This window comes from Armatimonadota bacterium, from assembly GCA_023511795.1.
Classification (GTDB): domain Bacteria; phylum Armatimonadota; class UBA5829; order DTJY01; family DTJY01; genus JAIMAU01.
The window spans coordinates 60679-84853 of the sequence record JAIMAU010000007.1; the positions used below are offsets into that span (position 1 = coordinate 60679).

22 protein-coding genes and 1 tRNA gene are annotated in these 24175 nt (G+C 48.5%); 16 read left to right on the forward strand and 7 right to left on the reverse strand.

All coding sequences use genetic code 11. From position 1 onward, the window contains the following. Positions 1 to 10: 10 nt before the first annotated feature. Positions 11 to 388 carry a response regulator gene (locus K6T99_08000; GenBank protein MCL6519760.1) on the reverse strand — a complete coding sequence of 126 codons (378 nt, stop codon included), beginning with the start codon at positions 386 to 388 and terminating at the stop codon, positions 11 to 13. A 474-nt stretch (positions 389 to 862) separates the two neighbouring features. On the opposite strand from K6T99_08000, the gene K6T99_08005 reads away from it, so the two are divergent. Further along, positions 863 to 1189: a hypothetical protein gene (locus K6T99_08005; GenBank protein ID MCL6519761.1), complete on the forward strand. Its 327-nt coding sequence runs from the start codon at positions 863 to 865 to the stop codon at positions 1187 to 1189. Positions 1190 to 1477: 288 nt separating this feature from the next. Here K6T99_08005 and K6T99_08010 read toward each other — a convergent pair whose 3' ends face one another. Then, positions 1478 to 8446, reverse strand: a complete 6969-nt coding sequence (locus K6T99_08010; protein MCL6519762.1) for a family 10 glycosylhydrolase — start codon at positions 8444 to 8446, stop codon at positions 1478 to 1480. Positions 8447 to 8969: 523 nt separating this feature from the next. On the opposite strand from K6T99_08010, the gene ffh reads away from it, so the two are divergent. The 12 genes from ffh to K6T99_08070 all read left to right on the forward strand — a co-directional run bounded on the left by ffh (position 8970) and on the right by K6T99_08070 (position 16105). Continuing rightward, positions 8970 to 10301: a signal recognition particle protein gene (gene ffh, locus K6T99_08015; protein MCL6519763.1), complete on the forward strand. Its 1332-nt coding sequence runs from the start codon at positions 8970 to 8972 to the stop codon at positions 10299 to 10301. 85 nt (positions 10302 to 10386) lie between these two features. Beyond that, positions 10387 to 10920: a 30S ribosomal protein S16 gene (gene rpsP, locus K6T99_08020; protein ID MCL6519764.1), complete on the forward strand. Its 534-nt coding sequence runs from the start codon at positions 10387 to 10389 to the stop codon at positions 10918 to 10920. A gap of 124 nt (positions 10921 to 11044) precedes the next feature. Further along, the gene (locus K6T99_08025) at positions 11045 to 11275 is read left to right on the forward strand and encodes a KH domain-containing protein (GenBank protein MCL6519765.1); all 231 of its coding nucleotides are present in this window, start codon (positions 11045 to 11047) and stop codon (positions 11273 to 11275) included. A 92-nt stretch (positions 11276 to 11367) separates the two neighbouring features. Further along, the gene (locus K6T99_08030) at positions 11368 to 11772 is read left to right on the forward strand and encodes a YlqD family protein (protein ID MCL6519766.1); all 405 of its coding nucleotides are present in this window, start codon (positions 11368 to 11370) and stop codon (positions 11770 to 11772) included. Further along, positions 11772 to 12293, forward strand: coding sequence for a ribosome maturation factor RimM (gene rimM, locus K6T99_08035; protein ID MCL6519767.1), 522 nt, complete (start codon positions 11772 to 11774; stop codon positions 12291 to 12293). The genes K6T99_08030 and rimM overlap by 1 nt, the downstream gene beginning before the upstream one ends. Continuing rightward, complete coding sequence (trmD, locus tag K6T99_08040) at positions 12283 to 13029, forward strand: tRNA (guanosine(37)-N1)-methyltransferase TrmD (protein MCL6519768.1); 747 nt, start codon at positions 12283 to 12285, stop codon at positions 13027 to 13029. Before rimM ends, trmD begins: the two co-directional genes overlap by 11 nt. A gap of 95 nt (positions 13030 to 13124) precedes the next feature. Next, entirely contained in the window at positions 13125 to 13478 is a 354-nt protein-coding gene (gene rplS, locus K6T99_08045) for a 50S ribosomal protein L19 (protein MCL6519769.1), read from the forward strand. Beyond that, positions 13478 to 14098, forward strand: a complete 621-nt coding sequence (lepB, locus tag K6T99_08050) for a signal peptidase I (protein MCL6519770.1) — start codon at positions 13478 to 13480, stop codon at positions 14096 to 14098. The genes rplS and lepB (K6T99_08050) overlap by 1 nt, the downstream gene beginning before the upstream one ends. A gap of 72 nt (positions 14099 to 14170) precedes the next feature. Further along, positions 14171 to 14791, forward strand: coding sequence for a signal peptidase I (gene lepB / locus K6T99_08055; GenBank protein MCL6519771.1), 621 nt, complete (start codon positions 14171 to 14173; stop codon positions 14789 to 14791). An 83-nt stretch (positions 14792 to 14874) separates the two neighbouring features. Further along, on the forward strand, positions 14875 to 15555 hold the full coding sequence (locus K6T99_08060; GenBank protein MCL6519772.1) for a ribonuclease HII: 681 nt from the start codon (positions 14875 to 14877) through the stop codon (positions 15553 to 15555). Beyond that, on the forward strand, positions 15504 to 15875 hold the full coding sequence (locus K6T99_08065; GenBank protein ID MCL6519773.1) for a YraN family protein: 372 nt from the start codon (positions 15504 to 15506) through the stop codon (positions 15873 to 15875). The genes K6T99_08060 and K6T99_08065 overlap by 52 nt, the downstream gene beginning before the upstream one ends. Before the next feature lie 2 nt (positions 15876 to 15877). Continuing rightward, the gene (locus K6T99_08070) at positions 15878 to 16105 is read left to right on the forward strand and encodes a hypothetical protein (protein ID MCL6519774.1); all 228 of its coding nucleotides are present in this window, start codon (positions 15878 to 15880) and stop codon (positions 16103 to 16105) included. 67 nt (positions 16106 to 16172) lie between these two features. On the opposite strand, the gene K6T99_08075 is transcribed toward K6T99_08070, so the two are convergent. The 5 genes from K6T99_08075 to K6T99_08095 all read right to left on the reverse strand — a co-directional run bounded on the left by K6T99_08075 (position 16173) and on the right by K6T99_08095 (position 19640). Beyond that, a complete protein-coding gene (locus tag K6T99_08075; protein ID MCL6519775.1) occupies positions 16173 to 17462 on the reverse strand; it encodes a tetratricopeptide repeat protein in 1290 nt (429 codons plus the stop codon). A gap of 122 nt (positions 17463 to 17584) precedes the next feature. Then, on the reverse strand, positions 17585 to 17860 hold the full coding sequence (locus K6T99_08080) for a DUF3343 domain-containing protein (protein MCL6519776.1): 276 nt from the start codon (positions 17858 to 17860) through the stop codon (positions 17585 to 17587). After that, positions 17857 to 18078 carry a sulfurtransferase TusA family protein gene (locus tag K6T99_08085; GenBank protein ID MCL6519777.1) on the reverse strand — a complete coding sequence of 74 codons (222 nt, stop codon included), beginning with the start codon at positions 18076 to 18078 and terminating at the stop codon, positions 17857 to 17859. The genes K6T99_08080 and K6T99_08085 overlap by 4 nt, the downstream gene beginning before the upstream one ends. Then, on the reverse strand, positions 18078 to 19196 hold the full coding sequence (locus K6T99_08090) for a YedE-related selenium metabolism membrane protein (protein MCL6519778.1): 1119 nt from the start codon (positions 19194 to 19196) through the stop codon (positions 18078 to 18080). Before K6T99_08090 ends, K6T99_08085 begins: the two co-directional genes overlap by 1 nt. 368 nt (positions 19197 to 19564) lie before the next feature. Further along, positions 19565 to 19640, reverse strand: a tRNA-Lys gene (locus K6T99_08095). 226 nt (positions 19641 to 19866) lie between these two features. On the opposite strand from K6T99_08095, the gene ftsY reads away from it, so the two are divergent. The 3 genes from ftsY (at position 19867) to K6T99_08110 (ending at position 24155) form a co-directional block, all read left to right on the forward strand. Then, on the forward strand, positions 19867 to 20742 hold the full coding sequence (ftsY, locus tag K6T99_08100) for a signal recognition particle-docking protein FtsY (GenBank protein MCL6519779.1): 876 nt from the start codon (positions 19867 to 19869) through the stop codon (positions 20740 to 20742). Positions 20743 to 21118: 376 nt separating this feature from the next. Further along, the gene (locus tag K6T99_08105) at positions 21119 to 22840 is read left to right on the forward strand and encodes an ABC transporter permease subunit (GenBank protein ID MCL6519780.1); all 1722 of its coding nucleotides are present in this window, start codon (positions 21119 to 21121) and stop codon (positions 22838 to 22840) included. Between the two features lie 4 nt (positions 22841 to 22844). After that, positions 22845 to 24155 (forward strand): AAA-associated domain-containing protein, encoded by a 1311-nt coding sequence (locus K6T99_08110; GenBank protein ID MCL6519781.1) that lies wholly within the window; start codon positions 22845 to 22847, stop codon positions 24153 to 24155. Positions 24156 to 24175 lie beyond the last annotated feature (20 nt).

Sequence of the window (24175 nt, forward strand, 5' to 3'; positions counted from 1 at the left end):
TTTTAGGGATTTATGCTGCCATGCGCTCCTTAAGGAGTTCCGTTAGGACTTTTAAGAGGCGCCTTGGGTTTATAGGCTTTGTAATAAAATTCTTTGCGCCTGCCTGCAATGACTCCATTGCCAGTGCTCGCTGTCCCTGGCTTGCGCACATTAGAATTATTGCGTTTGGGTCAATGCGTGTAAGCTCTCTCACAGTGCTGGGGCCATCCATGTCGCGCATGGCTACATCAACAATAACCAAATCGGGCTCGAGTTCTTTGTACTTCTCGAGCGATTCCTGCCCATCCTTCGCCTCACCGACAACTGAGTAGCCCAGAGACGCAAGAAGGTCCCTTAAAATCATTCGGTCGGCGAAAGAATCATTTACAACAAGCACCCTTTTGCTCAATTCGTTTGCCTCTTTTATAAATCACGGCGAGTTTTTGAATTCGCCGACAGCCCCACATTTTCCAAGCGGCGCTAGGATTTTTTATGGCAACTGCCGGCGATACCGATTGGTTAGCATGAAACTTGGGTGCATTGCCCCTCGTTTTCGATTATTGGAAAACAGAGACATTTCTTCACAAAGTTGTGACTTTTCTTTGAGAAGTTGTTGGGTGGAGTGTATTGTTGAGTCGTGTGTTGAGTTGCTAAATGTCCGATATATATGATATAATTACTGCGCTTTGCTGCATCTGATGCTTCGAAACAGGAAACAAATATGAGAAAATCGAGATTAAAGCCGTGGCATCGATTATGGGTTATTATACCTGCATTAGTTATATTCCCTTTAGGCTTTTTCTTTCTTTGGTCATCGCCCCGCAGCTTGCGAAGTAAGCTTGTTATAACTTTTCTGTTTGTTGCGATAGTAGGTGGAATGGCGGTGGGGGTAGTATCTTCGGGATTGTATGATAGAATGAGAGGTGCGCATGAATTTGTTGGCGAGTACGACACATCGATGGATTCTCGAGGGAACTACCGCACGCCAGAAATACTCCCCTTTGAGCGCGAGGTGTTTTCTGCTGTTGTCCGCAAAATGCGTAAACTGCAAAACGAATATTCTCCACAGCCAGAAGATATGTCTTTGGATGTAATAATCCCTGAGGCAAAGGCATTCCAATCCGTTGCAGAGGAAAAAGGGATTCCAGTCGAAGACGTCCAACAAATATATTTCAAAGTCTCACATCAGATATATCGCAAGAAGCGCTAAATACTTCTGAGGTGTGTTTTTTGTATTCTTCTAAGGTTTACTATGCTAACTAGCTGTTTATTGTGTTGTTGTTTATGAGGCGGCAGGACCTCGATTTAAAAGATATCCTCCATCCAATGGTTTTTTTACTCCACTTATCGCCATGCCAACCACGAGCAGTTTCTTGAAGGCTTTTGGGAAAGCCCTATTTTCAGGATGCTTGAAAAAAGAGGGGCCGGCTTTCGCCGGCCCGCATCTCACTCCCTTCGGAGAGAGTCATGCTGATCTTTTAGCACTGCATTGCTTTTCCTACTGCCGAACCAGCTTTACGGCATCAGCAACTACTATGTAGCCAGTGGTCGCCCAGCAAGAGAGGTTGACATGGTTGCTCCCTGCTGCAAATGTCTTCGTTGTAAGGGAGTTCCACTTTCCACCATTGGTCTGCTGGTTTACCTTTATGGTTGTATTTCCGCCACTATAGTAGACGATGTATGGGGCTTGAGTAGACCGGTTTGTTCCAACCGTCCACCATGCGTAGACGGTAAAGCTTCCCGGACCTATGAGGCTGAAGTTCCACACTGCATGGTCGCTGGTTGCAGCAGTGGGTCTCCAGCGGTAGTTCGACCCATACTTATCCGTGGAGGAAGTACCTGTGGACCAGTTGGCCGATGCGGAGAATCCAGCGTCGGAGTTGTCTATGATCACTTGGGATTCCCATGTAGTTGCGGTTGCCTGATTGCTCTGGCCAGACTCGTTTTCAGCCGCATCGTATGCCGACACTTTGTATGAATAGGTTGTCTTCTCTGGAAGCCCAGTATTCGAGTAGCTAGTGCCGGTTACGGATGTCAGGTACGTGCCGTTCCTGTAAATCTTGTAGCCAGCTACGCCGACGTTATCCGTTGATGCGGTCCAGCTTAGGTTAATCTGGCTCTTCGAGACAGCCGTGGCAGTAAGGTTGGTTGGCGTGCTCGGCGGTGTAAGGTCAGACGAGGTCATTTGGAAGCGCACTGCATCTGCAACAACAATGTAGCCGGTCGAGCCGGTGCCGTTGTGTAGCTTTACTGAGCCGCTGATGCCTTGCATGTATACTTTCCTAGTAACCAGGGTGACCCATGTACCTCCACCGGACTGCTGGTTGATGCTCACTGTTTGCGAGCCATTATACCAGGTGACTACATAGGGTGCGTTAGTCGCCCTGTTGGAGCCCTGGGTATACCAGCAGTAGACAGTGTAGTAGCCTGACACGTCAATAGGCGGGGTCCACGTCGCCGAGCCTGTTTCTGTTACTGCAGTGCTTCGGTAAATGTAGTCCGTACCGTACTTGCCTGTTGTAGAAGTTCCTGAGGTCCAGGCTCCTACGAGCGTGGCCGCGGTGTTGTCCATGATAATGTCTGTAACGGCTGGGGTTGTTCGTACCGACGGCGAACTTTGCGCCGATTCGTTGCCTCGAGCGTCATAGGCGCTTACCTTGTAGGTATAGGTTGTGTTCCCCCAGCATGTAGTGTCAGAGTAGCTAGTCGTGGTGCTTGTGCCGATCTGGACGGAATTCCGATAGATCTTATACCCTGCCACGCCAACATTGTCTGTGGAAGCTGTCCACGACAGGTTAATCTGCGACCGCGATACTGCCGTGGTGGTCAAGTTTGTTGGCACACTCGGCGGAGTCGAATCCTGATTCGTGGTGCCCGTCACAGGCGAACACAAAGCTGACACGTTGTGGTCTGCATCCTCGGCCGCTACCTGATAGGTGTAGGTAGTTGATGGGACGAGGTTTGTATCCGAGTAAGTCGTCGTCATTGGTACGGCAATCTCAACGCCGTTTCGATATAGCCTGTAGTTGGTTACCCCAACATTATCAGTTGAGGCGTTCCAGCTTAGGTCAATTCGACTTTCGGATATGGGAGTCGCGGTCAGCCCCGTCGGCACACTAGGAGGTGTGCCATCAAGTGTCCTGCCTTCATAAGGGGCACTCCTGGATGACTCGTTATTTGCGGCGTCGTACGCTGACACCTCATAGGTATAAGTCGTAAGTTCAGCCAGTCCAGTATCGCTGTAAGAGGTATTGGTTGTCGTTGCAATCTGGTTGCCGTTGCGATAGACCTTATACCCAACGACCTCTACGTTGTCGGTTGAAGTTGTCCACGCAATGTCTATTTGCGATGGCGACTTCCCGTCCGCCTTAATGATTTGAGGTACACTCGGCGGAATTCGGTCGCCGCCAGGCATGGTTATCTCGGCGGGAACGCTTCTGTCCGACTCGTTTCCTGCTGCGTCATAAGCCGAAACCTCGTATGTGTAAGACATTCCAGCCTCACAGGTTGTGTCAGAGTAGCTGTTTGTGGAGCTGGTGCCTATCTGCGTATCATCTCGGTAAATCTTGTAGCCAGCAACTCCGATGTTATCGCTCGAAGCTGTCCAGCTCAGATTCGCCTGGGTTTCAGAAGCAGCCGTTGCCACGAGGTCGGTAGGTACGCTGGGTTTGGTAGTGTCGGCATAAGAGAGCTTGACGGCATCCGCCATTACGTTTAGCGAGCTTTCGCCTGTACCATTGCCAAGCTTAATGTAGCCAGACGTGCCAGTTGCGAATGGATGCCTGCCAAGCAGGTTCCATTTGCCGCCGTTTGTCTGCTGATTAACGTTATATGTCTTTGAGCCACCATTGTAATAAATGGTGAATGGCGCCTTCTGCGAGCGGTTGGTACCTTGAGGATACCAAACGAAGACATCATAACTACCAGCAACGATGATGTTAGGCGTCCACCTTGCCGACTTATCTTCAGTCTGCTGAGTCGTGCAGTAGTAGTAGTCCGCCCCGTACTTATCGGTGGAGGAAGTACCGGTAAACCAGGAACCAACAAGCGTTGCCTGCGGGTTGTCAATGATTATATCGGCAACGACATCGTTCCCAATAGTGGTGAACGTGTAGTCGGAGGAAGTTGCCAGATTACCTGCACCGTCCCTGCTCTTCACGCGGTAGTGGTATAGGGTGTTCTGCGTAAGATTAACAAGCTGAACGGTATGGTCTGTTACGAGTTGGGTATCTTCTGCAGTCTGGTTGCCATAGGATTGCGTCAACCCATACTCGACCTGGCTGGTTGCAGGCTCATTTGTATCCCATACAACCTGGACATTGGTCCCCCAGACATTCTTTGTTTCCACGTTCGTGATGACAGGCGGAGTATTGTCAACGCCAAGGATTATGTCCTGCGTTGTTACCACTCCTTCAGTTATTGTCACCTGGGCAGAATTGGCAACGTATCCTGGGGCGCTTGCTGTGACAGTGTAGGTTCCCGGAGTCAAGTCAACGAATCCATAGAAGCCGGTTCCGCTGTTCTTCGTTGATTTGCCCTGGATGGTAACTGTTGCAGGATAGATTGCCGTGCCAGAGCTGGTCTTGATGAAGCCCTTAAGCATGCCAGTTGTTGGCGCATCAATCCAGTACATTGGCGAGACAGTGCGGGGTGCCGAGAATGGCCCACCTGTGCCAATCAGAGCATCCCTGAAGGCAGGTCTGTCAACCGTGCCGCTGTTAGTTCGCCGGTAGTCATAAAGGGTTACGCCCGGGAAGCCTAGATTCTGTACTGAAAGAATCTGGGTCATTGAGTTGCTGATTGTATTCAGATAGCTGCCCTGGGCGGGATAGATGTGGCGTCCGTACTGTCTTCCTATGCTGTCCTGGTTGTCACCATCGAAGACGTTGTTGTTGTCGGTGTAGTTCATTGGGCAGACATAGTCTAGCCAGTGGTTGCTCATCCACTGATCCCAATTCTGCAGGTAGCTTGCATTTCCAGTCGATGCCGGGCTCCAAACAGCTGCGCCTACTTTGATGTATGGCTTGATGGCTTTGGCTTCGAGGTAGATCCTTTTCACCATGTTGGTGACCTGGTCTCTTCTCCAGTTCAGCCAGCGTGTATCCGTTGTGGATGGATTGCCTGAAGTGCCATACTCAGCATTATATCGGGCGACTGCAGTCGGATTGTAACCGAAGCTCGTGCTGGGATATCGGATATAGTCCAGGGTTAAGCCATCAATATCGTAGTTCTGGACTATTTCCATGAAGACGTTCTTGTGGTAGTTTTCGACGTCTGGATGACCTGGGTCAAGCCAACTGTCGTCGCCGTAGAACATCGATCCAGCGGAGCTCAGCGAGAACCACTCAGGGTGGGTGTTGAACACGTGATTGGGCGTCGTTTGAGGCGGAGGAGTTTGGCTAGTCCATACGCGGTTCACGACCACCCAAGCATGTACCTCGATATTCCGGTTATGTGCCTTCGTGACTATATCTGCAAGACAGTCATAGCCAGGCTCGGGGGTTATATTAGTTCCCGTCGGCTCATATGAGGATGTGTAATATGCGTCTCCGCGTTTTCTCATCTCAACTAAGACTGCATTTGCATTGCACGACTGCACATAGTCCAGCATAGTTGTAGTGGCTGAGGAATTCTCATAACCGGATCCCCAAGCGTCTACCCAGAAAGCACGGAACTCGTTCATGCCCTCGGTTGTGGCTGGAGCACTCTGCGCCGACTCGTTATTCGCGGCATCATATGCGCTCACTGTGTAGGTATAAGTAACATTCGGCTGAACCGTCGTGTCTGAGTAGCTTGGTCCACCTGCCTTTTGTGCTAGGAGAGCGCCGTTTCGGTAAATCTTATATCCGACGACTCCCACGTTGTCGGTCGAGGCAGTCCAGGTTAGGTTTACTTGGTTTAGCGATACCCTGGTCGCCATTAGGTTGGTCGGAACGCTCGGCGGGATTGTATCAGGGCCGGTGTCAACTGAGATAGTCACAAAGCGGACTGCATCCGCCACGACGATATAGCCTGTGCTACCTGTGCCATTGCCCAGCTTTACATAACCCGATGTACCTGTGGCGAAAACATTCCCCGACCGCAGGAGGTTCCATCGGCCGCCGTTTGTCTGCTGGTTTACCCTTACAGTCTCGTTTCCGCCATAGTAGAACACGGTGAACGGCGAGGCGGTAGATCTATTGGACCCCTGTGGGTACCAGACATAGATGTCGTACGTGCCGCCGTATGCCAGGTTTGGCCGCCATATTGCGGTCTTGCCCTCAGTCTCAGCCGTGCTTGCGAATGCATAGTCTGCGCCATACTTGTCGGTAGACGAAGTGGCTGTGGTCCACACGCCAGTGAATTCGGCGGATGGATTGTCAATAATTATCTCCGCTGGCGGAGTCGTTGCTGAAGCAGGCGAGCTCTGGGAGGACTCATTTCCGGAGGCATCATATGCGCTCACCGTATAGGTATAGCTGGTGCTTGCGGAACAAGTGGTGTCCGTGTAGCCGCTTGCGTTTGGCGCTGTTCCTATGAGAGTGCCGCCACGGTAAATCTTGTAACCAGCCACCCCTGTATTGTCCGTTGAGGCCGTCCAGGTTAGGCTAATCCTTGTCGGTGCGGTTGCGCGAGCTACAAGGTTGGTGGGTGTACTTGGCGGTGTTGTGTCAGTCGGCACCAAAGCAAAGTTCTTTGTGGTGGTTGTGCCAGCGGTTACGGTGACTGATGCGCTCTTCGTGGTGTAGCCCGACTTGCTTACGGTTACTGTGTAAGTTCCAGCGGTCAGGCCAGTGATGTTGTAAACGCCCGAGGTATTTGTGGTAGTTGATGGGCCGCCTGTTACAGCTACCGTGGCTCCCGAAATTGCTGCTCCTGTAACTGAGTTGGTGACGGTGCCAGTGATGTTTCCGGTAGCGGCAGTAACCGTAATAGTCCACGTGATTTCAGGGCCAAACCACGTTACTCCTTCCTGGACCAGCCTGTATTTTTCGGTGTATGTGCCTGGGGTGGTAGGCGCCTTCAAGATGAAGGTGAAGCGTCCAACCTGCCCATTGGTAACACTGCTCTGGTCTACATCAGTGGGCCTGTTGCTGCTAATCCAGTTTGAGGAGTTGTAGAATGGACTCGCTCTGTCTTGTGGACTAGAGGTTCCTAAGCGGGTGTTCCCGTGGGTCCAGGTGCCTGTGCCGGTGTTTGTAAACTCCACCCATGCGATAGCGGTTGACCCAGCGACCATGCTGGACGGATAAGACTGCGCTTTGTAGCTGGCAGCCCAGGTCGGCGTTGTTGGCGTACCCTTCACTACGCTCATGAAGTAGTTCCAATCCCAGCCGTTGCCTGGATCCCAGTGGTCGCCGCCGCAAACGCATACATTTATATCCTTGTGGCCCAGGACACCAGGGGGACAAGGGCGATGCTCCTTTACGATTCCCCAGTCATTGCACATATCCCGCGTCAACAATCCAGCCGCATCATATAAAGTCTTTGGATGAGAGGAAGATGCAGCATATCCCTCGTTCTCAATGCCAAGGGAGTAAGAGTTTGCACATCCGCAGTGCCAGGCCGTGTATATCTCTCGCACCATCTGCCACACGCCTCCGGCTTCGGAGACGACATAGTGGGAGGTTACGTTGGAGGCACAGTTTTTCATCCATGCCCGAGCACCTGCTGCAGTGCCCTCAATGGTATGGATTACAACTGTGGTCTTGTTGTATTGCGAATAAGAGAAGTTGCAGCTAGGTGCAGGGTCCCAAATTGCTGGGCCGTAGTCGGTGGATAGGACACTAGCATCACCATTTCCTGCCACTTCTGCATCCACGAGGCTTCCTGATTCTTTTTGTCTTCCAACGCCCTCCTTGGGGAAGAGGTCAGAAAGATCTATTGCCCCTATCTCCTGAGGTGGGAAATAAAACCTTTCTCCTGCAGAGTTTGTGTAGTCCATGCCTGTGAGGAGTTTTTCATAAACCTCAGCAGCAAAGAAGCGGCTGTTCTCCTCATCCAATCCAGCATATTTGATAACAGGCTCAAGCCATGCTTCGAGTCCTTTGCTACGGTCAATTTTGAACTTGTTAGCATAGGCCGATAGCACAGCTGCCGCCGCGTTGATGTTGCCGGCAGCATGAACTTTGAGAAGCCCTGGTGGCATTTTTACAAGGTCTGCGCCCTCTGAAAGCGAGTTGCATCCCCATTTGTTGTTTTCACGGAGTGCCATTACGCCGTAACCGCCTTCGATGGTTGGCGCATCACCTCGGTTTTCAAAGTTGCTGCCAAAGTATCCCAATGTAAGCAACAAAGGTAAGGGAACGTTGTGTCGCTCAGCGGCTGCTTCGAAGAGTGGCATGAGCGGTTGGTTCCAGCGCCCTGGTGGAGCGGGAACCAACGAAGCACAAACTTCGCCTTCATCACAGAAGGCAGGGGGTATGTTTGCCGCCACCAGTAGCACTACAGCCACCAGCAGCGACATCAGCACCCATGATCTCGCCATTCCTTTGCTCCTTTCCTTTTTCACGGTTGCTGTTCTCCAAAAAACCAATGGCAAATATCGGCATCTCTTATCTTGCAAAACACCTCCCTCCCCCGACAGTTTTTGCAAGATTTGGCACTTTGGAGAGCCGAACAACCTCACTACTGGCTGGTGGCCGAGCCAAAAACTTACAAGGTGCACATCCTTAACTTATATATATGGGGAAAATTATTGCTTGATATGCTAGCACTTAATCAAAAAAACTGCAATAGTTTTTTCTAGAAGCAAAAAAAATTAGTGATTTTTTGCTGAGGGAGATGCTACTTGAACAATCTTTGGTGTGATTCACGCCAATTCTGCTATTTTGCAAGCAAGTTGCGGATTCGTTTTTACGTAATTCTATACAAGAAACATTCGATAATAATTCTTTATTTTCTTCTTTTGAAGCCATCCTTCAGGAAAATTTATTGAGGTAAAGTTTGACAGAGAACCTATATTTTTGTATACTTTACTTCTGTCCATCTTTTTGGAAGCTTGTAGCAAAATGTTTGAGAGCCTTACCGAAAAACTTCAGAATGTTTTCAAAAAGCTGCGTGGCAAGGGCACGCTCTCCGAGCAAGATGTCGCAGATGCCTTGCGAGAGATACGGCTCGTTTTGCTTGAAGCAGATGTCAATTACAAGGTCGTGAAAGATTTTACAAATACTGTGAGAGAGCGGGCAATTGGCCAGGATGTCCTCAAGAGCCTAACGCCAACACAGCAGGTAATCAAAATCGTTAGCGAGGAGTTGACGAGTCTGCTGGGTGGTTCAGAAGTTGGGCTTAACTTAGCTGGCAAACCCACTGTTGTGATGCTTGTCGGTCTCCATGGGTCGGGCAAGACAACAAGCGCCGCCAAGCTTGCAAACATGGTGCGTAAACAAAATCGAAAACCGCTCCTTGTTGCACTAGATGTATACCGACCGGCAGCTGTAAAGCAGCTGCAGGTGCTAGGAGACCAATTGGGCATACCAGTGTTTGCATTAGGTGACAAGCACGACCCCGTAGACATAGCCAAAGCGGCAGTGAGCTCGGCGGCAAACGCAGGACAAGACGTGGTAATTATGGATACGGCAGGCCGGTTGCACATTGATGAAGAGCTGATGAGCGAACTTTCACGCATCCGCGACGCTGTTTCCCCGAAGGAAATTCTTCTTGTTGTAGATGCGATGACAGGGCAGGATGCTGTAAACATCGCAGAGCAGTTTAACAATGCTCTTGAGGTAACCGGTTTCATCCTAACCAAGCTTGATGGGGATGCACGAGGTGGTGCAGCGCTCTCTATAAAGGCTGTTACGGGCAAGCCCATCAAACTTGTAGGCGTGGGTGAGAAGCTTGATGCTCTTGAGACATTCCATCCCGAAAGAATGGCGTCGCGGATTCTAGGCATGGGCGACGTGCTTAGCCTAATTGAGAAAGCCGAGGCTGTTCTTGATAAACAAAAAGCAGAAGACCTTGAACGCAAGCTTAAGGAGAACAAATTCGATTTCGAGGACTATCTTGATCAGCTTCAACAGATGAGGAAAATGGGGCCGCTCGACCAAATTCTCAGCATGCTTCCGGGGTTCAACGCACGTGCAATGCAAGGTATGGAAATTGACGAGCGGCAGTTGGCGCGGACCGAAGCGATTATTCGTTCTATGACCAAGCAAGAGCGTCGGCACCCCGAGATATTAAATGGAAGCAGAAGGCGCCGAATAGCGAATGGGAGCGGCACTAGCATTCAGGAAGTAAACCGTTTAATAAAGCAATTTGAAGAAATGAAGAAAATGATAAGAGGTTTTGCTGAAGTTGAACAAGGGGGACGTCGACGAAAAGCAATCCCATGGCCCTTCTGATATAATAGATTTCGTTGCCGTTAGAATATGGGCACGATTAAATATATGGTAGTGAAAAATTTGTAAACACCGAGGAGGTTAGGCTTTGGCAGTAAAGATAAGACTTAGGAGGATGGGAGCTCGCAGCAAGCCGTTCTACAGGTTGGTGGTAGCGGACAGCCGGTCGCCACGTGATGGCCGGTTCATCGAGATGGTGGGATATTACGATCCACGAGCTGAACCGCCGGTAATAAATGTAAATGCAGAGAAGGTTCTTTTGTGGCTAAATCGTGGAGCTCAACCAACGGATACAGCTGCGGTGCTACTAAAAAAAGTGGGTATTTCTCATAAAGCCCTAGGAAATAAGGAGAGAACAAAGGAAGAACCAGAAAGTCCAGCTAAACCGGCCGCTGGGGAGCTTAAAGCAGAGGTTGCTTCTGAGGCGACCAGGGAAACGGTTGTGGAGGCTGAGCCGGCGGTAGAAACGGAAGCTGCGACTGAATCAAAAACTAGGTCTACCCGCAAAAAGAAGGCTTCTTTGGAAGACGAAGGAGCTGAGGCAGAAACTGCGTCTTCTGCGACCGAAACAGAAACTATTGGCAACGCTGAGGCCGCAGACGAAAAAGAGACAACTGGATAGCAGGGGCTACGGGACAGAGATACAGGCCGTAATGGCCACCGGCATGCCACGTTTAAAAGGTGTTTCATGTCGCGTGCCTGCGTCTTGCTTCCTTTCAGCCCTGCGTCTGAAAGGAGTGTTCAGATTGAAGGAATTGATAGAGTATCTAGTCAAAGCGTTGGTTGATGAGCCTGCGCAGGTGGATATCAGGGAAGTTGTTGGCGAAGAATCAACTACGTTTGAAATTCGCGTGGCACCAAACGACCTAGGCAAGGTGATTGGCAAACAAGGCAAAATAGCAAATGCGCTCCGTACCGTAGCCAAAGCTGCGGCAATGCGTGAAAAAAAGCGAGTCTATCTAGAAATCATCCCCTAAGAAGCATATCGCTGTATAATTCGGCCATTGCGAAAACGGTAGAGAAGGACTAATAGTGCCTGCCGCCTATTGGCAGGCGAGTTGCTGCCAAAATGTTAGTCAAACGCAGAGTTATTATAAAGGCGGTAGTTACTGAGAAGTTCAAGAAGCAACTGATTTCGCAGTTGGAACAGGCTCTTCAAGAGGTAAAACGCACACAACAGCAGATTGAAACTCAAGGTATGCGATATCTTGCGGAGCTAGAAGGAAGGGATCCAACGCAAGCAGTAGCTTTCGCTAGAAAACTCGAGCGCCAGAAGCGCAAGCAGGAGGCGGTAAGAGCGCGGCTAGACGAGGAGCTCTCAAAAGTCCGAATGCTTGAGTTGGGTGCTGAGCACCCCCAAGGGACGGTTGAGGGGTTGGTGGAGATAAATATAGGCGACAACATTAATGAAAAGCTTTGTGCCACTGAATTGATTGTTGAAGACGGCTTTGTCAAGGAAATACGCAACCCCTGATGGCTAGCGACGAGTGGAACGTTCTTATAGGAGAAGTGGTTGCACCGTTTGGACGTAGGGGAGAAGTGAAGGTGCTCCCCTACACCGATTACCCAGAGCACTTTTTTGAGCTTAAGGAAGTTCGGCCAGACCGCGCCATAGAAGGGCAAAACCTGAAAATTGAAGCAGTTCGACAGCATAAGAACCTTCTGCTCGTGAAGTTCGAAGGTTTTAACGATATTTCAGCTGCAGAGCGGCTTAGGGGAGCAAAGCTTTATATACGCGAGAAAGATCTAGTACCGCTTGGAAAAGACGAGTATTACATTCATGACATAATCGGACTTGAAGTGGTTACCCCCGAGGGGAAGAGCCTTGGCAAGGTTAAGGAGGTCATTCGTGGGCCAGCGAATGATGTGTACGTAACTGAGCGAGCGATGATCCCGGCCGTGAAGGAGTTCGTTACTAGCATCGATCTCCGCGAAAAGCGAATAGTCGTGCGCCCTATTCCAGGAATGGTCGAGGAAAATGAAAATGAGAGTTGATGTTCTCACCATCTTTCCAGAAATGGTGCGCTGTGGAGTGGATTATAGCATTCTTAAGCGCGCCCAAGAGAACAATCTTCTCACGATTTGCGTACATAATATCAGAGATTTTGCGGAGGATAAACACAAAACCACCGACGAGCCGCCATATGGCGGGGGCGCCGGCATGGTAATGAAACCTGAGCCAATCTTTAAAGCTGCAGAGCATGTAAAAGCTGAATACTGGACTGACCAAAGCAGGATAATCCTGACCACGCCCCAAGGACAGCTTTTTAATCAAGAAAAAGCGGCCGAGCTATCAAAATGTCCTCATTTGGTTTTTATCTGCGGCCATTACGAAGGCGTGGATGAACGTGTCCGAGAGCATTTAGTAACAGATGAGCTCTCAATCGGAGATTATATTTTGACTGGCGGTGAACTGCCTGCGCTCGTCATGCTCGATGCAGTGGCAAGGTTAATTCCGGGCGTGTTGGGAACGGAGCAGTCTGCTCTTGAGGAATCGTTCTCGGAGGGTTTGCTCGAATACCCACAGTATACTCGGCCGGTAGAATTTCGAGGCTGGCGGGTGCCAGATGTACTTCTATCCGGACATCATGCGGAAATTCAGAAATGGCGTCGCGTTCAATCGTTGAAACGAACGCTAGAGCGTCGGCCAGACCTTTTGGAAAAGGCACATCTTACTGAGGAAGATGTGCGAATCCTTGACGAACTGAGGAGGTCAAAGGATTCAAGGTAAAATCGGCAAAACTAGCCGAAAGCAAGAGTCTTTTTATTTAATTTAAAAGGCTCCTCTGCCATACTAACGCAGTACTAGCAAAAGGAGTAGTTGGAATGTCTACAGTAATACAAGAGATTGAGAAGGAACAACTGAAAGCTGAAAAGCCAGAAATTAACGTTGGCGACACAGTTCGGGTCCATGTTCGGGTCATCGAAGCTGGCAAAGAACGAATACAGGTTTTCGAAGGCATTGTTATCGCAAAGCGCCATGATTCAGTGCGGGAGACCTTTACGGTTCGTAAAATCTCCCATGGCATTGGCGTTGAACGCACTTTCTTACTACATAGCCCCAGGATTGCTAAAATCGAGGTGGTGCGCAAAGGAAAGGTGCGCCGTGCAAAGCTCTTCTATCTGAGAGAGAAGGTAGGAAAAGCGACACGGATAAAGGAAGATAAGAACCGCGGATAATGGAGTGGCTGGCTAACCTAAAAATCGAATATGTCATAATCATATCCGTTGTTTTACTTATACTTCGCCTATGGCTTGGCCGCTACAAAAACGTGACGGCAAAGTCGGCCGCTGAAATAGTCGAGTCGGTGCTAATTGCCATCGTACTCGTTTTCTTGATTATCCGGCCGTTCATAATCCAGGCGTTTTTCATTCCATCGGGATCGATGGAGCCTACCCTTTTGGTGCATGACCACATTTTGGTCAATAAATTCATTTATCGATTCAAGGAACCTCAGCGGGGGGATATAATCGTTTTCAAGGCGCCGGAGAATGCTACTACCGATGGAGTGGAGCGCGACTACATTAAACGGCTCATTGGCTTGCCAGGCGACGTAATAGAGGTTCGCAATGGTATACTTTATAGGAATGGCAAACCCGTCCGCGAGCCATACATCAAAGAGCCAATGGATTATGAGATGCCGCCGTTTAAAGTTCCGAAAGGGATGCTTTTCGTTATGGGTGACAATCGCAATGATAGCAACGACAGCCATAGGTGGGGTCCACTCGATCGAAACCGTGTTCTCGGCAAGGCGTTAGTAATCTTCTGGCCGCCCAGCCGAATCGGAATTCCCCGCTGAAAACCTTGCTCTGCTCGTCTAGCTGGAGGTCAACTAGCCGAAGGCGGTTGTAAAAGCAGGAGCCCACAGACAATGGACTGGCTTGCAAATGTCAGAATTGAATATGTCGTCGCGGCAATTGTCATACTTTTCATCGCGCGGTTGTGGCTTGCACGTTATAAGACTCCCATTGGTAAATCGGCCGCCGAGGTAGTTGAATCTGCCCTCGTAGCAATAATCCTTGTTTTCCTCATTATCCGTCCGTTTTTTATTCAGGTTTACACCATTCGGTCGGCTTCCATGGAGCCAACGCTTCGCGAAGGCGACCACATACTTCTAAATAAACTTGTCTATCGCTTGCGGCCGCCAAGGAATGGAGAAATAATTGTATTTAGAGCGCCCAAAAGTTGGACTGCTGATGGGACCGAGAGGGAATTTATTAAGAGACTTGTTGGTGTGCCTGGTGACCTAATAGCAGTTAGAAATGGAAAACTGCTGCGAAATGGAAAACCGGTAGACGAACCATACATCAAAGAGCCGATGAACTACGAAATGGACCCGATTCGTGTGCCCCGCGGCAAGCTCTTTGTGATGGGCGACAACCGAAACAACAGTAATGATAGCGTAAAAGAAGGCTTGCTAGATTTGAAACGAGTTCTGGGGAAATCAATAGCCATATTTTGGCCGCCTAACCGAGCGAGAATAATAAAATAATTTGCTAACAAAACTGTATTGTTACGTATAGTTGAAAGCCTAACGTAAAATGAGAAAATTTGGGCAAGGATGATAAGTTAGGGATGGAGGAAAGCCAAGATTCCGCGGACTTGTGGCATTACGAGCGAGCAGTCCGGGCACAAGGTTATCGCATTGTCGCCGGCGTTGATGAATCAGGCCGAGGGCCGCTTGCTGGACCGGTGGTTGCGGCTGCGGTAATTCTTCCTTTCGAATGTGATATCGGCGGCATATACGATTCAAAGCAACTTTCTCCAGCAAATCGCGAGGCAGCTTACGAAAAAATTCTAAGCATTGCTCTAGGCGTTGGGGTTGGCGTTGTGGATGCCGACGAAATAGACCGCTTAAATATCCTTCAAGCTACTTATCAGGCAATGCGAATCGCCATTGGCAAGCTGACCACTGCTGCCGATATCTTTCTGGTGGATGGTTATCCAATTCGCAATTTCGAGTTTCCACAAGTCGGCATAATTGACGGCGATTGCAAGAGCGCAAGTATAGCAGCTGCTTCTATAATCGCAAAAGTCACGAGAGACCGCATTATGCTGAACTATGACCGATTGTATCCTCAATATGGCTTTGCTAAACACAAAGGCTACCCTACGGAAGAGCATTTGCGAAACCTTGCCATTTATGGGCCTTGCGATATCCATAGGAAAACGTTCGGCCCCGTGGCGGAGGAGTTAAACCTTCTATGGGCACGGCAAGATCTGCTCTCGGCAGAGCAGGCGAAGAAAGAGCTATAAAACATTTAGAGTCAATTGGCTATAAGGTTGTTGAGAGAAATTTCCGATGTAGTGGCGGCGAAATTGACGCAATCGCCTACGACGGAAGCGACCTGGTATTCATTGAGGTCAAAGCCAGACGAAGCACTTCATTTGGCTATCCTTCTGAGGCTGTTGACTCTTTGAAACAAGCGAAGTTGATACGCTCAGCAGAGATATACCTTGCCGATCGCAGCTTGGGGGAGGTTGGCGCGCGCTTTGACATTGTAGAAGTCTATTTTGAAAGAGGAAAACTAGTAAGAATAGAGGTTATCAAGGGCGCTTTTATGGAGGACCGCTGAGCATGAACTATGAAGTTCGAGAAGGGAAGGAACGGCTGCCTGAAGAGGAAGATATCTACGGAGTTAATGAAAGTACGGAGAACGAATATGATTATGAATTCTGGATGCCCCATGAGGCAAAGCTTCGCCGCCGCAAGACACGCCTGCGCGCTCTTGCCGTTATTGTCATCCTCGCCTTTGTCATTACAATAGGATTTTTCGAGATTATACAGTTCCTATTGAATAGATGATACCCCTTTTATAAGCCGCCAGCTTAAAAGTTCTGTCGTAGGTTAAAAGCATTGGGAAAAACGCTTACTAAAGCACACGCAAAACTTGTTGAGCAAGAGAGTCCATGGCAGGCGCAATGTTTGGTGGAATTTTCTCAAAGCGTTTGTGCTCAAAGTCTCCCGAGTAGAGGACTGCCACAAAGTTACCTTTGCGAAAAATTAGGCGGATGTTACCGTTTTTATCGTCGGCGGAGTATGTTTCGTCTCCAATTATTCTTCCTTCAAGAGAGCGGTTGGTCCAGGGAAATGAAGACCACTCGGCCCCTGGGAGAGAAAGCTTTCTTAGCGCGGAAATCGCCCATTTAGCATGGTCCGCGGTGGAGAAAAAGTAATAACATGCGACAAAGCCGTATTCAAACCTCCGCGGGTCGCCAACTTCATAGTCTGCTGATACCATGCAATCATTTGCATAAGCTAGAAGAACGTCGCGAGAGAAACCGGCGTGATGTGCATTTATTTGTGCAAACTCATATGATAGCGGAAATTCGCGTCTAAAACCGGGAACCGTGATTTGGGCGCAGTATATTTTTGTAGCCAGGCGCCTAGCTTGTGCATGTTGATTAGCTTTTTCTATTAGCTTATCGAACCCAGGCAGAGTGCGAACTTTTTCAAAAAGCCTGCTATTTGTTGCGGCATTAATCCATCCTTGAATCCGGACATTTTGGCTTCCGTCCCCGGCGCCTACACCAATTATGAATGGATGGTTGAAAAGGCTAGAGAGATATTCATATGCCTTGCCAGCTTCCCCATCGCGCGCTTTGCAAACCGCGGCATCGAAGTATATTTCAGGCCTACGTACCGCAGCTTTATACTTAATGGCTTTCTCATATTCGCGGGCTGCGGAGGAGTAATCTCCCTTCTTGCGGTAAAGTTCGGCAAGCCTTACTCGCAAAAAAACCTGCCTGGTAGAAGTAAAACCTGAGTTCAGGTTTCTAGTGTAGTAGTCTATTGCTGCGTCGTAGTCGCCCAAGTCCTCATACAATTCTGCTAAAGCCGAGTTGATTCGTCTCTTAATAAACGCGGATTCCTTGCTAGATTCAGAAAACTTCAAACCACTCTTGAATACTCCCACGGCAGCCTTGTGCTTCCCTTGCTGTGCAAGCGATTCACCTAGCAGAAAATATACGCTAGGGTTGCGTGGTTGAATTTTAAGACACTCACGCATTAACCTTTCGGCCTCTCGAGGTTCTGCCTCGAGTGCAAGGCGAAAATACTCTCTTGTTTTCTCTTTAATTTTTTGGGCTTTGAAGTAATAAAAGACTCCCAAAATAGCTACAAAGGCGACAATAACAACACTTACTTTTTGCTTTTTGGACATAGGCTTCACTTAGTTTCCTTTTAATTAAAAATTTCTTAGCATTACGCAAAATAAAGTCTATTTCTATTAGCTATGACGAATTGGCTTGCCCTGCGGTTTCAAAAACACGCGGCTTGTTCGATTTACCGTGAGGGCATCGGATGAATCCCTTGGATTTCAACATCCGCGGAATTAAGCGCGCGTTCGACATCAGCAACTCGTGTCCATTCGAATCGTGCTGCCACACCGCAGTCGCTTGATAAACTGCGTGGTATGGGAATGAGGCGGCACTCAATCCCAGCCTTAAGGAGAATTTTCTCAGCACGGAATGCCGAGGATTGACTGTGAAAGAGTACCACCCCGTATTTTTCCAATTTTTGTTTCTCCTTTTCGATTGCTTTAGCTGTGCCGTGGGTCATTTTGATATTGTTAATCGGAACTCGCCAGAGCCAATGTCTTCGATGATGACATTCCATCCGGAACTTTTGGCGATTCGCTCCACGTTATCCCGTGCAGCATATGAGTCAACTATTATCTCTATTTTTCCACGTTCACGATCCTTGATTGCCCTTTTTGCCATCATTGCAGGTATCGGACAAGATAGCCCGCGTGCATCAAGTTCGATTGAGTCGCTCATTAAAGATCCTCCTTGGATTTCTTTACTTCGCGCATCGTCAGGCCAATAACAGTGCAAAATACTAGCCCAATGACGAGCGCCCAGGGTCCAAATGCACCTGGTCCTTTTGGCGAGCTGGCGAGTGAGAAGTTATGTGCAAAGCCAGCTCCTACCAACATCCCGAGTACAAAAATGCCAGCATCACCATCGCCTTCACCGGATAGGAAAATTTGGCGTCCCGGGCACCCACCTGCAAGTGTGAACGACAATCCGGCAAGGAGCATCCCGCCAAAGTTAAAAGGTTGATTCGTATGCGCTACTGGTTGCTGGGCGAATCCTGGCTTGAACTGTCCAAGGGCTACATTGGTTATTAACGCAGTGGCAATAAGTGCCAGAATTCCACTAAAGAGATGTGCATCCCTAAGAAGAACGAGGTCTCGTAGTGCACCAACCGTACAGAATCTCGACCGCTGTCCAAGTAATCCAATCAGAGCTCCTGCCGCAAGAGAGATGAGAATGGGCGCATGCATGCTCCCAGGTCCTTCCACGGATAAAAACACGGGGCCAGTCGGTTTTCCACTGGGGTCGAACCCTAGCTTAGGTTCGGTAATTAAAAGTATAAGCAATCCAATTGCAACTAGCGGCATCATCCATCCCAAGGCTACTGGCGCTGGTTTGCTCCTTCCAAGGTTGAATCCAGATTTCACGAAGGCTGTGCCGAGCAGTACTCCGGCGAATAGCCCTGCAATTCCAAAAATTGCATTCCAATCGCCGCCGGAAAGCCTTAGGTATGCGCGCCATGGGCATCCAAGGAACATAAGCGCCCCTATCATTGAAAACGCTCCGAGAAAAAAACGTACAATGGGCGAAGAGCCGGTCCGTGGTTTGAATTCTCGGAAGACTAAAGCCGCGACTAACGATCCGAGAATGAAACCTATTATTTCCGGGCGGATGTACTGAACCACCGATACTCGATGGAGCCCGAGAGAACCGGCAATATCGCGGGTGAAGCATGCAACGCAAATTCCCATATTGCCAGGGTTGCCACTTCTTACCAATACCGGGGCGAGTACCCCAACGGCAATACCTGTGATGATTGGTCCTGAGCTTGAACTTAGAAACCGACGAAAAGAAAGCATAGCTAGGCTCCTTTCAAATTAGGTTTAGGCTGCCACAACCGGCACGAAAGGAGCAAGAGGTTGTTCAACTTAAGAAGAAGGGTATCCGGCCGGAAACGGCAGCATTATTCTGTAATTTGATTTTTGAACGCAACACGTGCGCCGTTGTTGAGGAATATCAAGTCTTTCTATATGCTGGCACGGTTTCCGACCCCCTTCCGGATGGTGTTTGTGGGATTTAATTTGGCACTATTATATTATGGAATTGTCGGTATATACAATGCCGGCTAATGAGGTATAAGGCTTTATGGAATGCTGCAAGTATTTGTTTTTGTGGTGGCTGAATTGAGGGTGTGTTGACTAATTTATAGGCTAATCAACTAGAGTAATGGTGAGCCCGGTGCGAATCGAACGCACGACCCACGCCTTAAAAGGGCGTTGCTCTGCCGACTGAGCTACGGGCCCACATTGGTGAACACATAATTATACCACATGTGGTATAAAATAATCAATAGTTTAGATTTCGCGGAAAACAATAAATGTGTGGAAATCGCGCCATGTTCAGGAGGAAGCTTTTTAGGTAAAAGGGTAGCATGCTTGACGGCGTTGAAAAATCATGCTAAATTTCATAGTAAGTCGCCCCGACTTTGTCGGGGTATTTTTATTGCGTAAAGTTGGGATCGATTGCTATATGAGGTTGTTCAAAGGATTATTTCAAAAAGTTGACCAGCTGCTTTCTCGTGGCAGGCTGGTGGATGACGAGTTTTTTGATGAACTTGAGGAGGCGCTCATACAGGCCGACTTAAACGTCCACACCACAATGCGCATAGTTTCTGGTCTGAGGGAAGACGCTCGAAAGGAGCGAATCTCAGAACCCGAGCAGGTGCGCGAAAGGCTCAAGCAGCAGCTAGCCGAAATATTATGCCAAGGAGAGGGTCCTGCACTGCGTGGTTCTGATGGGCTTTCTACCTATCTTATAGTTGGCGTGAATGGCACGGGGAAGACGACTTCGATTGCAAAACTTGCGCACAGATTCAAATCGCAGGGGAAGCGGGTAATCCTAGCCGCGGCAGACACCTTCCGTGCGGCGGCAATTGATCAACTCGAGATATGGGCGAATCGAATTGGAGTTGATTTAATTAGACAGCGCGAAGGTGCTGACCCAGCAGCAGTAGTCTATGATGCTATCCAGGCGGCAAAGTCGCGGAAAGCTGATGTTCTGATTGCCGATACAGCAGGTCGTCTTCACACAAGAAGCAATCTCATGGAAGAACTAAAAAAAATTAGTCGAGTGATTGAACGTGAGTTGGGCCGCCCTGCCGATGAAACACTGCTGGTGCTTGATGCTACCACCGGTCAGAACGCAATCAGCCAGGCTAGAGAGTTCCTAAGCGCCGTTAATGTTACTGGAATTGTGCTGGCAAAGCTTGATGGTACTGCAAAAGGCGGAATAGTTGTAACAATAAAGGACGAATTGGGTATACCTATCAAGCTTGTTGGCACCGGAGAGAAACTTGAAGACTTGGAAGAGTTCAACTGCAATGACTTCGTGGAGTCTCTTTTATAGAAGTTAATTTCCTTTCAACTTAGTCATTTTAAAAGGCGTCGAAAGCGTAGTCGCGAATAAGTACATATTTTGCATATAATTTAGCTAAAATTGGCGAAAAGCCCTCGGAGAATTCGGAACTAGCCGGGGGCTTTTGATTTTAATACATCAGAGTAGCTATGAGTATTATTGCTGTCTGCTACAATTTTTAGATGTTGAACTGCTGGTCCTATTGGATTTTAACAGGAAATTGCAAGTTTTGATTGATATTTGGATTGGTGATTAATGAATTAGGGAATGGTAGCAATATCGTTTGAGTCCGCACGAGGCTACCCATAAAGTTGGCTAGTTGAAAGGAATGTATCATTTATACGCTCAAACCAGGGGAGATGTTCTAATGAACCGTCAGCCTCGAATTTTTGGTCTTGTATGGCCGCCAAGCAGATTGGCTACGTGGGCGGATGTTATTATTATAGTTGGAATCGGTGTTTTAATTTATATAGGAGTTGAGTTAGCAAGGGGTGCGCCTAAAGTAATTAGCGGACCTAAGATATCCCTTGAACCGTCTGCATTGGCGCTATACGCTGTGTTGTCTACCGCAAGAATGGCTGCCGCATATATACTGTCTATGTTATTCACGATTGTGTATGGATATATCGCTGCTAGAAACCGAAGTGCCGAATGGATAATGATACCGCTTCTCGATGTCTTTCAAAGTGTGCCAATACTTTCTTTTCTTCCGGTCGTTCTACTTAGTCTTTCCGCGATAATGCCAGAAAAGATAGCTGCTGGGTTGGCATCTATCGTGCTAATATTCACCAGCCAAGTTTGGAACCTAACATTCGCTTGGTATCAATCGCTTACGACAATTCCAAACGAGCTTTGTGAGGTCAGTGCAATCTTTCGATTTAACACCTGGTTTCGCCTTAAGGTGCTAGAGCTTCCGTTTGCCGCTATTAGCCTAATTTGGAATAGTATGATGAGCTGGGCAGGCGGTTGGTTTTTCTTAATGGCAGCGGAGATTTTCACGGTTGGCAACCGCGATTTCCGGCTGCCTGGGCTAGGTAGTTACCTACAGACCGCCGCAAACGAAGGCGACGTGCGCTCTATTTTACTGGGAATCCTGACCTTAGTATTGGTTATAGTCGCTTTGGATCAGCTTGTTTGGCGTCCTCTCTTGGTTTGGGCTAAACGTTTCAGATTGGAAATGGTTACCGGCGCTCCTGAGCCTCATTCTTGGTTTTACGATGTTTTACATAGTTCATTACTTGTTAAGTGGTTCAGTAGTAGCATATTGCAGCCACTTGGGGAAAAATTTGATACTTGGTCATTGCGGCACTTCCCGGCCGATGTCAAAAAAGCTGAAAGTCATCGAAAGCCTTCCACGGCTATTGCTGTGTTTGCAATTTTAATAGGGGGGCTTGCGTATGGTGCATATCGTGCATCGGAAATGCTTGTCGAATTATCATTGGCAGAATGGTTGGATATAGGCATTGGTGTGCTTGCAACGTTGGCACGCGTAGCAATTTCGCTCGTTGTGGCTCTTGCATGGACAATACCCGTGGGAACCATTTTGGGAACTAACCGAAAGCTGGCAACTTGGATTCAGCCAGTGGTTCAGGTGATGGCGTCAATTCCTGCTACTGCTTTCTTCCCAATTCTAGTTATGTTTCTAATCGGTCTGAAAGGTGGGATTAATTTTGTGGCGGTTCTCCTGATGCTAATGGGCACCCAGTGGTATCTTCTTTTTAATGTGATTGCTGGAGCAAGCGAGATTCCGCAGGACCTTAAGTATACATCAATTCTATTGGGGTTGAACAAATGGGAGCAGTGGCGAACACTTACTCTTCCTGCATTGTTTCCATATATTATTACAGGCGCAATAACAGCAAGTGGCGGAGCATGGAATGCCAGCATTGTTGCCGAATACGTTGAGTTCGGCAAGAAAACCATTTTTACAACCGGCATCGGCTCCACTATTGCGCGTGCGACTGCCACAGGTAACTTCCCGCTTCTGCTAGCATCTACAATCAGCATGATTTTGGCAGTTGTGCTTATCAACCGGTTGTTTTGGCGGCGCCTTTATCGGATAGCCGCAGATAGGTATAAATTGGAGTAAACCTATGGCAGTTGAAGCGTTGGTCAAGCTTGATAGGGTGACTCAGAAATATTTTACGGGCAAAAAAGAGTTCATCGCTATTCGCGATGTAAGCCTTACTGTATACGATGGCGAATTTGTCGTGCTAGTTGGACCCTCAGGTTGTGGAAAGAGCACTTTGTTGAGGATTGTTACTGGTTTGCAGAAACCAAGTGAAGGAGAAGTTTTTTATCGTGGACAACTTGTCGTGGGTGTAAACCCTCATGCAACGATTGTCTTTCAAACATTTGCACTTTTTCCATGGTTGACTGTCCAGCAAAATGTGGAGGTTGTTCTTAAAGCTCGTGGTGTTCCAGGTCCTGATCGCATTCACAAAACCATCGAACTCCTTGACCGTGTAGGACTAGATGGTTTTGAAACGGCGTATCCACGTGAGCTTTCAGGAGGTATGCGCCAAAAAGTTGGATTTGCACGGGCAATGGCGGTGGAGCCAGAATTATTATGTCTAGACGAACCCTTCTCAGCGCTGGATGTGCTGAGTGCCGAATCATTGCGCGGCGAGCTTCTTGAGCTTTGGTTGAGTGGAGGCATTCCTACGAAGGCGATACTGATGGTTACGCATAATATAGAAGAAGCCGTTTTTCTGGCAGATAGGATTGTTGTGATGGAAAAGGATCCTGGTAGAATAGTGGCGGATGTAGTCGTGGATTTACCGCAGCCTCGCCAACGTAAATCTCCAAATTTCGCGAACTTAGTAGACCATGTCTATTCAATACTTGCAGGTCAGACGCGGCCAGAACATATCGAGCTTGGCACGGCGCCTGGAGAGCCAGGGCACACTCGAGCTTTGCCCAACATAGCGATAGCCGACCTAGCAGGCGTGCTTGAGCGGCTAATAGAAATGCCCAATCATACTGCTGATATATTTAGGCTTGCGGAGGAACTGCGAGTTGATTCGGATCGTTTGCTAAGGGTTACCGATGCGGCGGAGCTCCTAGGGTTTGCAACTCTTTCTCAAGGCGATATCACTTTAACCCCACTGGGCGAGGCATTTGCCGAAGCCCGAATCAACACCCGAAAAGAGATATTTGCAACGCGAATACGTAGGTTACCGTTGTTTCAATGGCTGCTTAGAATGCTTGATGCAGCAGATAAACACCAAATTGAGCGGGACGTTGCAATTGCAGCGCTTGAATTGGAATTTCCGCCGCGGGAAGCTAAGCGTCAGCTTGATTTGATCATCGAATGGGGTCGATATGCTGAGTTGTTGGAATATGACCATGTGAGCGGCTTGATATTCCTTAGCGCCAGTAGTGTCGTTGCAGCACAGGCTTAGTCATGAAGGAAGAAGTTTTT

Excerpts from the sequence above, each read along its gene's own strand:
- K6T99_08010 (MCL6519762.1), bottom strand. The coding sequence starts at position 8,446 with ATGGCGAGATCATGGGTGCTGATGTCGCTGCTGGTGGCTGTAGTGCTA.
- ffh (MCL6519763.1), top strand. The coding sequence starts at position 8,970 with ATGTTTGAGAGCCTTACCGAAAAACTTCAGAATGTTTTCAAAAAGCTG.
- K6T99_08030 (MCL6519766.1), top strand. The coding sequence starts at position 11,368 with ATGTTAGTCAAACGCAGAGTTATTATAAAGGCGGTAGTTACTGAGAAG.
- rimM (MCL6519767.1), top strand. The coding sequence starts at position 11,772 with ATGGCTAGCGACGAGTGGAACGTTCTTATAGGAGAAGTGGTTGCACCG.
- trmD (MCL6519768.1), top strand. The coding sequence starts at position 12,283 with ATGAGAGTTGATGTTCTCACCATCTTTCCAGAAATGGTGCGCTGTGGA.
- rplS (MCL6519769.1), top strand. The coding sequence starts at position 13,125 with ATGTCTACAGTAATACAAGAGATTGAGAAGGAACAACTGAAAGCTGAA.
- lepB (MCL6519770.1), top strand. The coding sequence starts at position 13,478 with ATGGAGTGGCTGGCTAACCTAAAAATCGAATATGTCATAATCATATCC.
- lepB (MCL6519771.1), top strand. The coding sequence starts at position 14,171 with ATGGACTGGCTTGCAAATGTCAGAATTGAATATGTCGTCGCGGCAATT.
- K6T99_08060 (MCL6519772.1), top strand. The coding sequence starts at position 14,875 with ATGGAGGAAAGCCAAGATTCCGCGGACTTGTGGCATTACGAGCGAGCA.
- K6T99_08065 (MCL6519773.1), top strand. The coding sequence starts at position 15,504 with ATGGGCACGGCAAGATCTGCTCTCGGCAGAGCAGGCGAAGAAAGAGCT.
- K6T99_08070 (MCL6519774.1), top strand. The coding sequence starts at position 15,878 with ATGAACTATGAAGTTCGAGAAGGGAAGGAACGGCTGCCTGAAGAGGAA.
- K6T99_08075 (MCL6519775.1), bottom strand. The coding sequence starts at position 17,462 with ATGTCCAAAAAGCAAAAAGTAAGTGTTGTTATTGTCGCCTTTGTAGCT.
- K6T99_08080 (MCL6519776.1), bottom strand. The coding sequence starts at position 17,860 with ATGACCCACGGCACAGCTAAAGCAATCGAAAAGGAGAAACAAAAATTG.
- K6T99_08085 (MCL6519777.1), bottom strand. The coding sequence starts at position 18,078 with ATGAGCGACTCAATCGAACTTGATGCACGCGGGCTATCTTGTCCGATA.
- K6T99_08090 (MCL6519778.1), bottom strand. The coding sequence starts at position 19,196 with ATGCTTTCTTTTCGTCGGTTTCTAAGTTCAAGCTCAGGACCAATCATC.
- ftsY (MCL6519779.1), top strand. The coding sequence starts at position 19,867 with ATGAGGTTGTTCAAAGGATTATTTCAAAAAGTTGACCAGCTGCTTTCT.
- K6T99_08105 (MCL6519780.1), top strand. The coding sequence starts at position 21,119 with ATGAACCGTCAGCCTCGAATTTTTGGTCTTGTATGGCCGCCAAGCAGA.
- K6T99_08110 (MCL6519781.1), top strand. The coding sequence starts at position 22,845 with ATGGCAGTTGAAGCGTTGGTCAAGCTTGATAGGGTGACTCAGAAATAT.